This is a genomic window from Streptomyces sp. NPDC048211 (assembly GCF_043202315.1).
Taxonomy (GTDB): Bacteria; Actinomycetota; Actinomycetes; order Streptomycetales; family Streptomycetaceae; genus Streptomyces.
In genome coordinates, this window is the sequence record NZ_JBIDAD010000002.1 from 569,211 (window position 1) to 582,535 (window position 13,325).

At 66.3% G+C, this 13,325-nt stretch carries 10 protein-coding genes and 2 pseudogenes; 4 read left to right on the forward strand and 8 right to left on the reverse strand.

Annotation, left to right across the window (positions count from 1 at the left end):
• Positions 1–195: 195 nt before the first annotated feature.
• The 5 genes from ACGFZA_RS09325 to ACGFZA_RS09345 are packed head-to-tail and all read right to left on the reverse strand — an operon-like array spanning position 196 to position 4,105.
• A complete protein-coding gene (locus tag ACGFZA_RS09325) occupies positions 196–1,542 on the reverse strand; it encodes a cytochrome P450 (RefSeq protein WP_385272824.1) in 1,347 nt (448 codons plus the stop codon).
• Positions 1,539–2,144 carry an ATP/GTP-binding protein gene (locus tag ACGFZA_RS09330; protein WP_385272821.1) on the reverse strand — a complete coding sequence of 202 codons (606 nt, stop codon included), beginning with the start codon at positions 2,142–2,144 and terminating at the stop codon, positions 1,539–1,541. Before ACGFZA_RS09330 ends, ACGFZA_RS09325 begins: the two co-directional genes overlap by 4 nt.
• Positions 2,119–2,514, reverse strand: a complete 396-nt coding sequence (locus ACGFZA_RS09335) for a DUF742 domain-containing protein (protein ID WP_385272818.1) — start codon at positions 2,512–2,514, stop codon at positions 2,119–2,121. Before ACGFZA_RS09335 ends, ACGFZA_RS09330 begins: the two co-directional genes overlap by 26 nt.
• Positions 2,511–2,909, reverse strand: a complete 399-nt coding sequence (locus tag ACGFZA_RS09340; RefSeq protein ID WP_385272814.1) for a roadblock/LC7 domain-containing protein — start codon at positions 2,907–2,909, stop codon at positions 2,511–2,513. Before ACGFZA_RS09340 ends, ACGFZA_RS09335 begins: the two co-directional genes overlap by 4 nt.
• Complete coding sequence (locus tag ACGFZA_RS09345; RefSeq protein WP_385272811.1) at positions 2,906–4,105, reverse strand: ATP-binding protein; 1,200 nt, start codon at positions 4,103–4,105, stop codon at positions 2,906–2,908. The genes ACGFZA_RS09340 and ACGFZA_RS09345 overlap by 4 nt, the downstream gene beginning before the upstream one ends.
• Positions 4,106–5,515: 1,410 nt before the next feature.
• Here ACGFZA_RS09345 and ACGFZA_RS09350 point away from each other — a divergent pair.
• Positions 5,516–6,133, forward strand: coding sequence for a hypothetical protein (locus tag ACGFZA_RS09350; RefSeq protein ID WP_393678482.1), 618 nt, complete (start codon positions 5,516–5,518; stop codon positions 6,131–6,133).
• A gap of 19 nt (positions 6,134–6,152) precedes the next feature.
• Here ACGFZA_RS09350 and ACGFZA_RS09355 read toward each other — a convergent pair whose 3' ends face one another.
• Both ACGFZA_RS09355 and ACGFZA_RS09360 read right to left on the reverse strand, forming a co-directional pair.
• Entirely contained in the window at positions 6,153–7,316 is a 1,164-nt protein-coding gene (locus ACGFZA_RS09355) for a hypothetical protein (RefSeq protein WP_393678484.1), read from the reverse strand.
• A gap of 3 nt (positions 7,317–7,319) precedes the next feature.
• Entirely contained in the window at positions 7,320–8,429 is a 1,110-nt protein-coding gene (locus ACGFZA_RS09360; RefSeq protein ID WP_393678486.1) for an ImmA/IrrE family metallo-endopeptidase, read from the reverse strand.
• Between the two features lie 650 nt (positions 8,430–9,079).
• Between ACGFZA_RS09360 and ACGFZA_RS09365 the strand changes: the two are divergent.
• Positions 9,080–9,163 (forward strand): annotated as a pseudogene (locus ACGFZA_RS09365) (IS5/IS1182 family transposase); the annotation flags it as partial.
• 377 nt (positions 9,164–9,540) lie between these two features.
• A complete protein-coding gene (locus ACGFZA_RS09370; RefSeq protein WP_393678488.1) occupies positions 9,541–10,650 on the forward strand; it encodes an IS110 family transposase in 1,110 nt (369 codons plus the stop codon).
• 407 nt (positions 10,651–11,057) lie between these two features.
• Here the strand turns inward: ACGFZA_RS09370 and ACGFZA_RS09375 are convergent, their stop codons facing one another.
• Positions 11,058–11,543 carry a hypothetical protein gene (locus tag ACGFZA_RS09375; protein ID WP_393678490.1) on the reverse strand — a complete coding sequence of 162 codons (486 nt, stop codon included), beginning with the start codon at positions 11,541–11,543 and terminating at the stop codon, positions 11,058–11,060.
• 167 nt (positions 11,544–11,710) lie between these two features.
• Between ACGFZA_RS09375 and ACGFZA_RS09380 the strand changes: the two are divergent.
• A pseudogene (locus ACGFZA_RS09380) lies at positions 11,711–13,307 on the forward strand (ISAzo13 family transposase).
• Positions 13,308–13,325 lie beyond the last annotated feature (18 nt).

Here is a 13,325-nt window from a genome sequence, read left to right on the forward strand (position 1 = left end):
TCCGTCTGCTGGGGGTGGTGCGCTGTGCGCCCGGTCGGGCGCTCGCGGATGGGGGCGCGGAGATGCTTGCGAGGTCCACTGCCTCTCCTTCATCTTGTGTCACTCCAGAAACTCCGCGCCGTCCTACCCAGGAAGTTGATCTTTCATGCAGGCTACAGCAACTGCCTGTGTCACATGCCTCACAGGGGGTGTGGGCTACTGGCCCGTCAGCCACTTCATGAAGCCGCTCCAGCGCCCCGCTTTGGCGGTGGGCTGCGGCGCCGCGTGCGCGGGTGCGGCCGCGCCGGGGGGTGCCTGGTAGCGGGTCGCGGCCGTCGGTTCCGGTGCGGCCGCGGCGCGCGGGGTGGCCGCGCTGAACCGGACGGGAAGGGAGGCCAGGGCCCGGTTGAAGGGGCCGGGCCGCCAGGTGAGGCTGTCCGCGGGAACGGCGAGTTCAACGTCGGGCAGGGCGTTGAACAGCGTCTCCAGGCCCGTCAGGGCGATCAGCCTGGCCGGCTCCTTCGACGGGCAGGCGTGCGGGCCCGCGCTCCAGGCGAGGTGACCGCGGGTGTCGGCACCGCGGTCCGCGAGCGCCGTGTTGGCGGCGCCGAAGGACACCAGCACCAGGTCTCCGGCGCGCACCTTGTCGCCGGCCACGTCCGTGTCGACCACCGGGTAATGGGGCGCGTAGTTGGACATCGGCGCATTGCGCCACAGAGTGTCGTCCACAGCCTTGTCGAACTGCCCCAGGCGCGCGAACTCCTCGTTGGTCAGCATCGTGTAGAAGGCGTTGCCGATCAGGTTGCCCTCCGGCTCGCCGCCCGCACCGAGGAGCAACACCAGCGTGTGCGCCAGCTCCTCGTCGCTCAGCTGCGCCGGATGCTGCATCAGGTAGGACGTGACGTCCTCCCCGGGCCGGGCGCGCTTGAGCGCCACCAGCTCGCCTACCGCTCCGAGCAGGACCTGGCTGGCCGCCTCGGCGTTGACTCCGTCGAACATGCCGGAGATGCCGAACAGCACCCGGTCACCGATCTCCGCGGGGCAGCCGAACAGCTCGTTGAACACGTACAGCGGGAGCTGCTGGGCGTAGTCGCGGAGCAGGTCGGCGCTGCCGCGGGCGCTGAACTGGTTGATCAGGAACTGGGCTGCCTGGCTGACGATCCGGTTCAGCCGCTTGTTGCTGACGCGGGCGAAGGAGTCGGTGATGGCCTGCCGCAGCCGCACATGCTCGGCGCCGTCGGTGAACATCGCGTTCGGCCGGTAGGCCAGCAGCGGCAGGACCGGGCTGTCGGGGCGGATGCAGCCCTCGGACAGTGCGCGCCAGCGGCGGGAGTCCTTGCGGAAGGTCGTCGAATCCTGCAGCAGTTCCAGAGCCGCGTTGTAATCGGTCACCAGCGTCGCCTCCACGCCGGGGGCGATGGTGACCGCAGCGGTGGGGCCGAGTTCGCGCATGTACCGGTAGTACGCGTGCGGATTGGCAGCGAACTCCGCGCTGTCCAGGGGTATGCGCTGCCCGCTGCCGTGTGCGGGGCAGCCGGGCGGAGGTACAGAGGGGGTTGTCATGCGTGCTCCAGGTCGGCGCGCTCGTGCAGATAGCGGACCAAGGTGATCAGGGCGTCAACGGACGACTTCTCGTCGCGTGCGTCGATGGTGACGACGGGGGTGTCGGGCAGCAGGTCGAGTGCCTCCCGGACTGCCTCCGGGGTGTGGACCGTACTGCCGTCGAAGTGATTGATGGCCACGGCGAACTCGAGGCCGTAGCTCTCGACCAGATCCATGATGTCGAAGGAGTCGGCCAGGCGCTCGGGGTCCACCAGGACCAGGGCGCCCAGCGCTCCGCGGGCCGTGTCGTCCCACAGACTCACGAAGCGCTGCTGTCCGGGGGAGCCGAACAGGTACAGAACGATGCGCTCGCTCAGCGTCAGCCGGCCAAAGTCCAGGGCGACGGTGGTGGTGGTCTTTCCCTGCACCCCTTTGAGATCGTCGACGCGTTCCGAGAGCGTCGTCATCCGCTCCTCGGTGGACAACGGCGTGATCTCGGAGAGTGAGCCGATCAGGGTGGTCTTGCCGACGGCGAAATGCCCGACGACCAGGATTTTCACTGCAGTCTGCTGTGCGCCGCCGGGCACGTAGGCATCCTCAGACAGAGAGAGCCTTGAGGCCATCGAGCACCTCCTTGAGCAGGGCCTTGTTGGTGGGACGGGCCGAGGGCACCGGCACCCGGGTCACGAGATAGCCCCCCTCGGCGAGGGAACTGAGCAGCGCTTTGACCACCCCGAGCGGCAGCTGGGAGTGCGCGGCGACCTCGGCGACCGAGAGGTAGCCACTGGAGCACATCTCCAGGATCTGCTGCTCCTCGGGCGAGAGCCGCTGGGGACGCTGCTGCTCGTCGGTGGCCGTGGTCACGAGCGTGATGAGGGCGAACTCGCCCTCATCGGGCAGGTCGCGGCCACGGGTGATGACGTAGGGCCGGACCAGTTCTCCGGCCTCGGACACGAACTCGGGCTCGGGCTCGGGACGGCCGGGTTCCGTCATGACGTGACCGTGTCGCCGCGGAGGTCGGCCGACATCGCCTTGCCCAGCCGGCTGACCAGTTGCTGCATCCGGTACGTGATGTCCTGCATGTCGACCTCGGCCGACGCCGCCACGGCAAGGTAGCTGCCGCCGCCCGCAGCGTTCAGGAACACCCATCCCCCGTCGAACTCGATGAGGGTCTGGCGCCAGTTCGCTCCGTGCTCACCGCAGAAGAAGCTGACGGCCCGGCTGAGCGACTGCAGTCCGGAGACGGCGGCGGCCACCTTGTCGGCATCGCCCCTGTCGATCTCCGCAGTGCGGGACATCTGGAGGCCGTCGGCAGAAATCAGGACCGCGTGGAGAGCATGCGGTATCTGCAGCGCGTCCTCGAGCATCCAGGACAGGTCATCGCTCACGGGGCATCGAATCCTTCGTGTGAATCGGCAGTGGTGTCACCTTCGGCGGCCGGTACCCCCGCACCTCGGCCGCTGAGAGTGCCGCGCTGAAACGCGCCCATGGCCGCCACCCGTGCCTCTGCTGACCGGGCCGGCGGCGCTGCGTCGGACCTGCCGCCTCCGTCCTGCACGAGCGCCATGCCGCGCTTGTTCCGTCGCCGGGGCAGCCCGCCATCCGTCGCTGCGGGAGCCGAACCGCGGCTCGCGGCAGCGTCATTGACTTCGTGAGTGGAAGTGGGTGTCTTGGGCTCGGGCATCTCGGTCAACAACTCCTTCGGCACCATCACCACCGCGCGGACGCCGCCGTAGGGAGAGGTGCTGTCGATGGCGACCGTGAACCCGAACCGCGCACACAGGGCACCGATCACCGCGAAGCCGAACGCGGGAGGGTTGCCGAGCTCCGAGACGCTCACCGCAGACCCGCTGGACAGCAGAGCGGTGGCGTTCGTCCGCTCCTCCTCGCTCATGCCGACGCCGGCGTCGTCGATCACGATGCAGATGCCCCGGGGCACCGTCCGTACCTCGACCTCGACCATGGTGGACGGCTCGGAATAGCTGGTCGCGTTGTCGAGCAGCTCGGCCACCGTCAGCGCGATCGGTTCGACGGCACGGCTGGTCACCGCGAAATCGACCCGGGACGCTATTTCGATGCGCTGGTAGTGCCGGATGCGGCCCTGCGCTCCGCGGATCACGTCATAGACCGATGCGGCCTCCCGCTGCCGGCCGAGCCAACCGCCGCACAGCACCGCAATGGACTGCGCGCGCCGGTTGAACTGCGAGTTCATGTGGTCGATGCCCAGCATGTCCCGCAACACGGCCGAGTCGCCGTACTTCTTCTGCAGCCCGGAGATGGCCCGCTGCTGTTCCGCGGCGAGGCCCTGAAGGGTCCGCATAGCCGACTTCAGTACGGTGTTTGTGGCCTCCTCCGCCTCTTCCTTGGCCTGGCGGACCACCTCGTCGTAGCCGCTGCGCAGCTCGGTGACGGTGGAATCGAGTGCGGCGGCGCTGCCCTGCGATGCGGTCAGCTCACCTTGAAGGCCCTGCTTCTGGCGACGTAGCGCCTTGATCGTTTTTCGCTGGCGCGTGATTACCGTGGCGGCGACAGCGACGCCGACGACAAGCGCCCAAACTGTCGGATCCTGCCAAAAATTCGTCATGTGACTCTCTATTGAGCGGCTGGATTCCAGCTCTCGAAATCTGTCCAAGCGGACCCTCGGCTGTGGGCAGACCTCACCGCCCGGAGAGCCCCCCTGGCTGTATCCATGCCAAGGTGAAAGCTCACGTGGCATGTGCACGCGAGCGTATCACCGGACGATCATGAGGCTCTGTCAAGTGCGCCACATCGTTGCCCCGTTGGCGAATAACGCATGTTCATGTCAGTGAGGAAGATGTGCCTGCGATGTGGAGGCGCGCAGCGGCGGAGCGCGCACCATGCCGCTCAGCCGTGCGGCACCTGAGTCTTTGCGTCCCGCTCTGCGGCGGGCCGACGCGGCTGTACGGGGCAGGGTGAGTGCCATCCGACCAACAAGCGTTCCCAGGGCACGGGATGGCCGATTCGAGAGCAGGCTACGGACAGCGACTCGAGCTGCGACTCAGGACATGTGACCGCAGTCTCACGGTCATCGGAAGGGGAGCGGTGGACGAAGACCGTCATCCCGCCCCGGCACCTCCAGGAGATGCGCGCCTTCGTGGATGCGGTCAGGGCCTACCGTCTGTACGCCGCCTTCTTCCTGTCCGTGATGGGTTCGCGGCCGGCGGATCGTGCGGACGTCGCTGTGCCCGGCCCAGCGGGCCAGGGCCTCTCGTCTGGATCATGCCGGGTACGAAGCGGTGGTTTGTGGAGCCGGATGTGGAGGATCTACGGCCGGCTGCGGATACGTGGGGAGGTCTGGCGAGTGCCGCGGCCCCCGCTCACGCCGCGAATGTGAGATGTGGGAGCGTGAGTGGGTGAGTGAGAAGAACGTTGAACCCCTGCAATACCGCTTTGACGGGCCGGAAGACGCCCCTGTCCTCGTCATGGGCACCTCCCTCGGCGCTACGTGGCACAGGTAGGCAGTACCGTCTTCTGGCGTCCACGTGGTCCAGTTCGACGCTGTTCACGCGGGTTTGGTCTCGGTGGTCCAGGTGCGTCGACGTTGTTGGTGACACGGACGTGACAGATGTTGCCCCCGTCGGCCTGCGGGGCCGCTGGCGCGGTGCTGGTCGGCTGCGGCCTGGGAGATGTTCCCGTAGCTGGGGCGCGCCCCAGAATTCGAACAGCTGTAGGCATCGTGGCGCGGGATGGCTACGATCGCAGTCGCTCGTCCGCGACCTGTTGTGGGTGCAAGTTGGCTAGCGAGAGGGCGGTGGGTGACCGATGTGGAGCTATTCGGGGACGTGGTCGACGATCGCGCGAGTGTCCGTACTAGCCTTGCCGTTCGTTTGGCCGCGTTCCCGTGTCTAGGGCCGGTTGAGGTCCGTTGGCTTTGTTGTTGAGGCTGCTCCCGGTGGCCCGGGGCAAGCGGTAAGGATGGGCGCGCACAGCCCTGCTGGAAGAGCGTCGATGCGGGACGAGAGCGGGTTGGTCGATGGCAATCGCGGCACGAGAGTCCTTGGGTGTGGTTGCGGGAGCGCTGGCTCCCGGCGATCTCGTACCCCGCGAAGCGAGCCTGGCGGTCGTTGAAGCCTTGGGGGCGAAGGTTGTGGCGGCCTACCGATTCGAGGCGCGAGAGCGGGAGCGGCGGGCGGCTGCGGGGATGAAACCGCTGACGCGGCCGGATGCCTTGAACCTCTTGATGGCGCTGCCACTCGGAGAGCCTGTTCCTGCCGGGTCACTGAGCGACAGGGAGCGCCGAGCGTTGAAGTGCCTTCCGAAGGGGGCTGTGGTTCGGCGCGACGGATTGATTACCCGTCTGGCGACCCAGCCGGTGCATGTCGACATGGTGTTCGTGTCTGGACGCGGCTGGGAGTCGGCGATGGAGCAGGTCGAGCGGTTCACGCCATTCACTGCTCGTGCCGTACTGATCGATGGTGTGTTGAGGCGCAAGGAGGAAGCTGTGATGCGTGCAGCCTTCTATGGCATCGGATTGCTCCGTGTCCAAGGGGCAACCGTGGAGGTTGTTGTGCCGCCGAGCCCCTTTGTTCGCAAACGTCATACGGTGGCCAACTGGAAGTTCCTGGAGGATGTCCACCGTCAGCTGTCCTAAGCTTTCTGCCCGATTTCGATTAGGGAGAGACGGGCAGCGTTGCCCACGTCTTCAGCGGCGGCGGTACTTGGAACCCGGACCTGGGGCTTGCGCCCACTTCGATGCGTTGGTTTTCCAGTCCGTAGCGGTCGACGGCTGCCGCGCATTTGTTGCGCCACCACGTCTTGCGCTCGCTGCCGGCGCGGTGGCTGGCCATGTCGCTGACCCATTCGCTCCAGGTGAGGATGTTGTGGTTCTCGGCCTCACGCCGCGTGTCGCCGTCGGAAAGGTAGAAACGCTCGAGACCGCGCCCGTCGCACTCCTCGCAGTCGCAGGTTGCCGGGTCGGCGTTGCCGTAGACGTTGGACAGAAATTCGGCGCCCTTGAAGCACATTAACTGCGGCATTAGGACGTGCGGGTATGTGGGCCCGCCGCCGCGCTTTCCTATCTGGGGTTTCTCGTCGGGCGGTATCGCGTGGCGGAGCGAGCTTTGAGCACCGATTCCCGCACAGAAGGCGCCGTGCGCCATCACGTCGAGGGCTGCGAGGTCTGTGCGCAACAGTGACATGTGCTCGACCTCGGTGAACAACCGCCGGAGGTTGGCCGGAATGTCCTTCGCCCGTTCCAGCGGGTCGAACTGGCGGAAGAGGATGAGGGCTTTGGGGTGGTGGATCTTGGCGCAGACCGCGATCAGCTGACTGATGTTCTCCCGGTTGAGCCAGGTGGCGTCGATCGGGAGGGATATCAGGGTGTCTGCTCGCTCGATTCGGTTGGCTTCCCGCATTACTGCTTTGAGCGTCCGGGAGTTCGCCGGCGGTATGTAGCCGGTGGGCGTCAGTGCTGCGCTTGCCCCTCGAGCCTTCTGGAAGTTCAAGGAGTCGTGCACGGTGGCGAACAGTTCGTCGGGAGGCGCCATGAACGGTTCCTCCGCCGTTGCCGTGTACGTGGTGTAGGCGGCGCTGTCGATCAGGAGAGTTCCTGTGTAGCCGACATCGGCGCGGAGCTGGAAGGCGCGTGCGTCGGCGTTGGCGCCGGTCATGACGACACCGCTCAGGTCATCATCAAGGGCAGGACGAGGCCGAGGGGTGTACCGGGCATGTTCGTGCAGTAGCACGCGTCCCTGCAGGAGCGGCACCGCTGCCACGGTGTGGTCGAGCGTCTTCACGGCGGGCGGCCGCCGCCTCGGATCGGGGGCGTTGCTCATGAATCACCTCGCAGAAGGGTCCGGCACGTCCTTGTGTCCGGACGAAGAAGCGCACAGGTAGATCTCGTGGAACTCCTCACGCCCCAGACCCGCCAGGTGAGCGGTCTCGGTCGCACTGAGGTGGTGCTGTCCTGCAAGCCGGGTGACGGCCTGAGCGATATGGCGCGGGGTCTCGCGCCGGATGACGATCGGTTCGCTTGTGCGGTAGCCGAGTGCGGACAACTCGACCATGAGCGTGCGGTACTGCCATTCGGTGATCACGCCCAGGTCCACAGCACGCCGGATGAGAGCGGCCATGGAGACCCCCCAGCGGGCTTTCAGATCCATGAGGCGGGCGATGTCGATGCCGGGCTTCAGCTCGCTCAGGATCTCCTCGTGCGGCATGAGGAACTCGGCGGCGAACCGGTCGGCTTGTGCCTCCTGAGTACGGCCCTCGCCCGGTTCCTGGTGCATGATCAGATGGCCCAGCTCGTGAGCGAGGCTGAAGCGTGAACGATCACCAGGCACAGCGGAGTTGAGAAGAACCAGCGGCGTCCGGCCGCGCGGCCACTGGCTAACAGCGTCGAGTCCCGTGGTGCCCAGGTCGCGGACTACGACCAGGGTGCCGGCGTCTTCGAGCACCTCGACCAGGTCGGCGATGGGGCCGGCGGGAACGTTCCACTCCTCGCGTACCGTTTCCGCGGCGTCCGCGGGGGTGTCGAAGTCGTTGACCTCAATGGGCCTGAACCGGTGGGGATGGCTGAGGTCTGCCGCCTGCGTTACCGCTTCGACCTGGAGGCGGGTGAGCGTCAGCGTCGCATGGATCCGGCGCAGTGCGGGGGCGCCCAGTGAGGCCCGCTTACGGTGGTGGATCAGCCCGATGCCGGCCCCGGCCGTGTCGGTGGCCTGGCACAGCATCTCGGGGGTGAAGCGAAGTGCGGCGGCGAACAGGAGTACCCGCTCCGCCCGGACCGGGATGCGTCCGGCTTCGGCCCGGCTTACGTACCCCTGCGAGATGCGGTTGCCCTCCACGTGCGACATCTGCTCCGCAAGCTCGGACTGGGTCCACCCCCGAGAGTCGCGCGCCAGGACGAGCATGGCGGGATCCGCCAGCAACTCCCTTTGATCACTCACGGTCCACCTCCAACCCTGGCAAGTCATAACTCCGCTGAGGATACACGGTTTTATCCCTCAGAATATTCCGGGCATGATCCGTAAGGTGTCATGCCTTCAGGGATACCACGCGCCACTGACAGTCCAACTGCACGTCTGGTGAGCGCTGTTGAGTGAGGGAGGGCTTCATCGGCATCATCCGCCCGAGACGGTGGATCGTTGCGCAGATCAGGAGGTCGCTTCGCGGAGGAACTTAGGGTTGCCATATCGTGTTCGTCACGGCTGTATCTCTCGCATGTTCGCCGCCATCAACGGCGGACGACGTCAGAAACCCCGCCAGGGCCCGGGTAGCCGACCGAACACCTACGCGGAGCAGACGTGCGCCAGGCCATCTACCAGTGACACAGGTGCGGAACATCGCTGCGCACGCGGAGATCGCTCATGGCGCGGGATCGCCTGGACCCGAAGACCTCGTTGGTTTCGCACACGCGGAGATCGCTCTGTCGGGCGACAGGCCCCGGAACGAGAGTGATGCAGTCGACGGGCCGGTCCCAGAAGACGTACTGAACGCTGTCGCGACGGTGCTGGCGGACTGGGCCCGTTCGCCCGGCGGCTGGGCCAGCGGCTTCCGCTGGCTTCGTTGGACGCTGCATCGGTACGCCGATGTTGGGCTCGGTGGACGCCGCCGTCTGCACTGCAGCTATGAGCGCAAGGCCGAGCACTTCCTTGCCTTCGGAGGCATCGCAAGCACCTTGCCGAGTTGTGAAGCAAATGCGCTTGTTCGCTGTTCGTCTTCGCGCATGTGTAGTCGCGACTGGGCGTCGGCTGCCGAATGTTCTCCATCGACGGTCAGGTTTGAACGCAGAGCCCGATGTGTTGTGAGGGGCGGGAGCATGGGTGGGTGCTGTTCCGGGTCCGGGGTCTGACTCATGACATCTCTGACCGAAGTGCGACTGTGTCCAGCTTTCACAGTGTCGGCCGTTGGCCGGGGGCGGTGCGTTGTCGGTGCCGGGCCGGCGGGTGTGTCCCGATAGGGGCCTGCCGATCATTGTGGCGTCCTCACGACTCTGACCGTCCGATCCGGACCGGCACCGGCACCGCGATATGCCATCGGACCGGAAGGAGAACGGGCATGTCAAGTTCGACCGTGTCCATTACGTCGCCTGTTCCGCAGGCTCGCCGTCGCCGCCCTGCGGGGGAGGTGATTTTGGGAGTGGATACGCACCGGGATGCTCATGTGGCTGCGGTGCTTTCCGTGACGGGGGCAGTCCTGGCCACCGATGAGTTCCCGGCCACCGCAGCGGGATACCGCGATCTGCTGAAGTGGGCACGGACGTTGGGCGGGGTGGGGCGGGCCGGTGTGGAGGGGACCGGCTCCTACGGGGCGTCACTGTCGCGCTATCTGCTGGCTCAGGGCGTGGACGTGTTCGACGTGAATCGGATGGACCGGGCAGATCGCCGTCGGCGCGGCAAATCGGATCCGCTCGATGCGCAGAACGCGGCGCGAGCTGTATTGAGCGGGCGGGCCCGCGCCAGGGCCAAGTCGGGCGATGGGCCGGTACAGATCGCGAGAATGTACAAACTCACGAAGGCATCCGCTGTCAAAGCCCGCACGCAGGCCATCAACCAGCTGAAGGCCATCCTCATCACTGCCGACCCTGCCTTGCGGGAGGAACTGGCGGGCCTGGGCAATGCCGAACTCTTCCGTCGCTGTGCACGGTTCGCCGACGTGAGCGCTCAGGAGGAGATGGGCGAGGAGGGGGTGTTGCTGGCCGCTCGAGTCGCGCTGGGTCTGCTGGCTCACCGGATCGGCCAGCTTTCCGAGCAGATCCGGGATGTGGACGCTCGTCTGACACGGCTCGTGAACTGGTACGCCCCGCAGTTGCTCGATGTGGTGGGGATCGGTCCGGACACGGCTGTCACTTTGCTGATCACGGTGGGGGACAACCCGGAACGGCTGGACAGTGAGGCGGCCTTCGCCGCGTTGTGCGGGGTCAGCCCGGTCGAGCGTTCCTCGGGACGCCGACAGTTCCGTCGCCTCAACCGCGGCGGCGACCGTCAGGCAAATGCCGCGCTCCACCGCATCGTGTTCACCCGCCTGCGGGTCGACCCACGCACGCAGAACTACTACGAGCGCCGCATCAAGGAAGGCAAAACCCGCCGCGAAATCGTCCGCTGCCTCAAACGCTACGCGGCCCGCGAGGTATTTCGCCTGGTCGGAAAGCTACAGCCAGGACTTTGACTATGGGGGCTGTCGGGTAGAGGCACGGAAGGTTTGCGACGGCCTCGGGACCGCCATCCTCCCTTGGATATGTTTCGTATGTCGCCGAAGGGTTCATACGCTGACTGGCGAGGAGATGAGCCGTTCTGCACAGCGGGCTGCAGAGTGGTCGTGCAGGTCGTTCGCGGCCGGGATGGTCGCCGGTCGGCTCGGCAAGGGCCGGCTCTGGCGGCACGACGCCCCGACGCCCGCCGCGTCGCCGACAGACACCTGCTGTCGTGCGCCGGATCGCTAGAGATCGTCGACCTCCCGTTCGGACAGATGGAGTTCCCCGACGAGAAGCCGGAGGGGCCCGCCCCGGACGAGGAGTACCCGGAGTAGGTCACCGACCCGGTTCTGTTCTGGCCCGGCGGCGCACGGCCCGTGGATCAGCCGCGGTGGTCCTGTGGCGGCTCGTAGCTGATGATGGGCCAGCTCTCGGCGGGGATGCGTGCGATGACAGGGTTGCGTGAGATGCCATGGGCGTGCTCGTTGCGGGCGCGGTGTAGGGCTCGAAGCCGTTCACTGCTCGTCTTGTCCCCGACATTGCTGAGCACTTGGTCCAACGCCAGCGACGTCCTCTCGGACGACAGGACGTCGAGTGCGTTCTGGAACCGCACGCGGTCGAGGCGCTTGCCGACACTGCGCTCTCTGATGTCGTAGTCGACGGCGCGGAGTCGATCACCTCGGAGGACGGACAAGTCTGAGGCTTCGTCTTGAATAGACGCCAGGATGCGTGTGTCGTACCGAGTGGCTGCGTGAACGAATTGCTCGTCGGCATCGACCAGTGTGAATCCGGACAGTTCCCAGCTGACGTCAGCCGTTGCCCACACATGATCACCGATCCGGTAGGCGCTCACGTTCTCGAGCGACATGCGCCGGACTTTCACGTCACTAAGGGCTCGCAGAGAATCAAAGTGTTGCTTCCCGTGGTTCGGCTCGTTGGTGTGGTATGCGCGTATCTGGCGAGGCACGTGGTCAACTTGCGGTGAAGTTCCAGGTGTTGTTCCCACACCTGGACGAGCGGCAGCGCCGTCTGCTGATGGGGGCTGAGGCCAGGATCCTGGGACACGGCGGAATCCGGGCGGTCGCTCAGGCGGCCGAGGTCAGCGAGACCACCGTCCGCAAAGGCGTGGACGAGTTGGAGGCGGGGGCGGAACCGCTGGGCCGGGTTCGCCGTCTTGGTGGCGGGCGCAAGCGGGCGGCTGAGGTAGATGCCGGACTGCGGCCCGCGTTGTTGGCCCTGGTCGAGCCGGATATGCGCGGGGATCCGATGTCACCGCTGCGATGGACGACGAAGTCCACCCGCAGACTCGCCGACGAGCTCACCAGGCAGGGTCACCGGATCTCGGCGGATACCGTCGCCGACCTGCTGAGGGAGGAGGGGTTCAGCCTCCAGGCCAACGCCAAGACCGTCGAGGGAGCTCAGCATCCGGACCGGGATGCCCAGTTCCGCTACGTCAACGACCGGGCCAAAGAGCATATGGGAGCTGGCGACCCGGTGATCAGCGTCGATACCAAGAAGAAGGAGCTGGTCGGCCAGTACAGGAACGGGGGCCGCGAGTGGCGTCCGAAAGGACTGCCGACCCAGGTCAGGACCCATGACTTCCTGGATCGGCAGGGACCGGGCAAGGCGATCCCTTACGGGATCTACGACGTCGCTGCGAACACCGGCTGGGTCAGTGTCGGCACCGATCACGACACGGCCGCGTTCGCCGTTGCTTCGATCCGTCGCTGGTGGAAGGCCCGTGGCAGTCACGACTACCCTCAGGCCACCCGGCTGCTGATCACCGCGGACGCGGGCGGCTCCAACGGATACCGCACCCGCGCCTGGAAGACCGAGCTTGCTGCCCTGGCCGCCGAGACCGGCTTGGAGATCACGGTCTGCCACATGCCGCCGGGCACCTCGAAGTGGAACAAGATCGAGCACCGGCTGTTCTCCCACATCTCCATGAACTGGCGAAGGCAGGCCCCTGACCAGCCACGACATCATCGTGAACAGTATTAAGGCCACCACCACTCACGCCGGGCTGAGAGTCCACGCCGAACTCGACCCGGGCACCTACGAGACCGGCATCAAGGTCACTGACAAAGACATCGACGCCCTGCCCATGCACCGGCACCGCTTCCACGGCGACTGGAACTACACGCTCCACCCCCAACACCGCGACACAGTCGGCGCGGCCGAAGAACCTCGGCCGGCCAAGGGCCTGTCCTCACGGTCCCGCGCTGACGATCTACGCAATTCGGAACTGACCGGTATGACCGAGCCGGCGCTGGACGGACTCGTCGAGCAGGTGTCCCAGAGACTCGATCAGCTACGGGAACACGGGTGGTCCCAGCAGCGAGGAAGAGACCGCATCCGGGCCCGCGGCGCCGGGGCCAAGGACAGGCTGACCACCGCAGACAGAGTCCTGGCCACCGTGCTCTACCTGCGCAAACTTGGCACTCGAGACCTGATCGGTCAGCTATTTGGAGTCAATGGCAGCACCATCACCAGGGCCGTGCACCAAGTCCAGCCCATCCTCGCCGAGAACGGTCACACCATCCCACCCTCGACAGCCAGATTCCGCACACCCGCTGACGTCACCGCATTCCTCACCAACAGCAGACCCACGAAGATCAACTCAACATGTTGATTCTCTGCGAGCCCTTAG

Bases quoted from the DNA above. Each gene is read 5' to 3' on its own strand.
- ACGFZA_RS09325 (WP_385272824.1), bottom strand. From the start codon at position 1,542: ATGACAACCCCCTCTGTACCTCCGCCCGGCTGCCCCGCACACGGCAGC.
- ACGFZA_RS09330 (WP_385272821.1), bottom strand. From the start codon at position 2,144: ATGGCCTCAAGGCTCTCTCTGTCTGAGGATGCCTACGTGCCCGGCGGC.
- ACGFZA_RS09335 (WP_385272818.1), bottom strand. From the start codon at position 2,514: ATGACGGAACCCGGCCGTCCCGAGCCCGAGCCCGAGTTCGTGTCCGAG.
- ACGFZA_RS09345 (WP_385272811.1), bottom strand. From the start codon at position 4,105: ATGACGAATTTTTGGCAGGATCCGACAGTTTGGGCGCTTGTCGTCGGC.
- ACGFZA_RS09350 (WP_393678482.1), top strand. From the start codon at position 5,516: ATGGCAATCGCGGCACGAGAGTCCTTGGGTGTGGTTGCGGGAGCGCTG.
- ACGFZA_RS09355 (WP_393678484.1), bottom strand. From the start codon at position 7,316: ATGAGCAACGCCCCCGATCCGAGGCGGCGGCCGCCCGCCGTGAAGACG.
- ACGFZA_RS09370 (WP_393678488.1), top strand. From the start codon at position 9,541: ATGTCAAGTTCGACCGTGTCCATTACGTCGCCTGTTCCGCAGGCTCGC.
- ACGFZA_RS09375 (WP_393678490.1), bottom strand. From the start codon at position 11,543: ATGTCGCTCGAGAACGTGAGCGCCTACCGGATCGGTGATCATGTGTGG.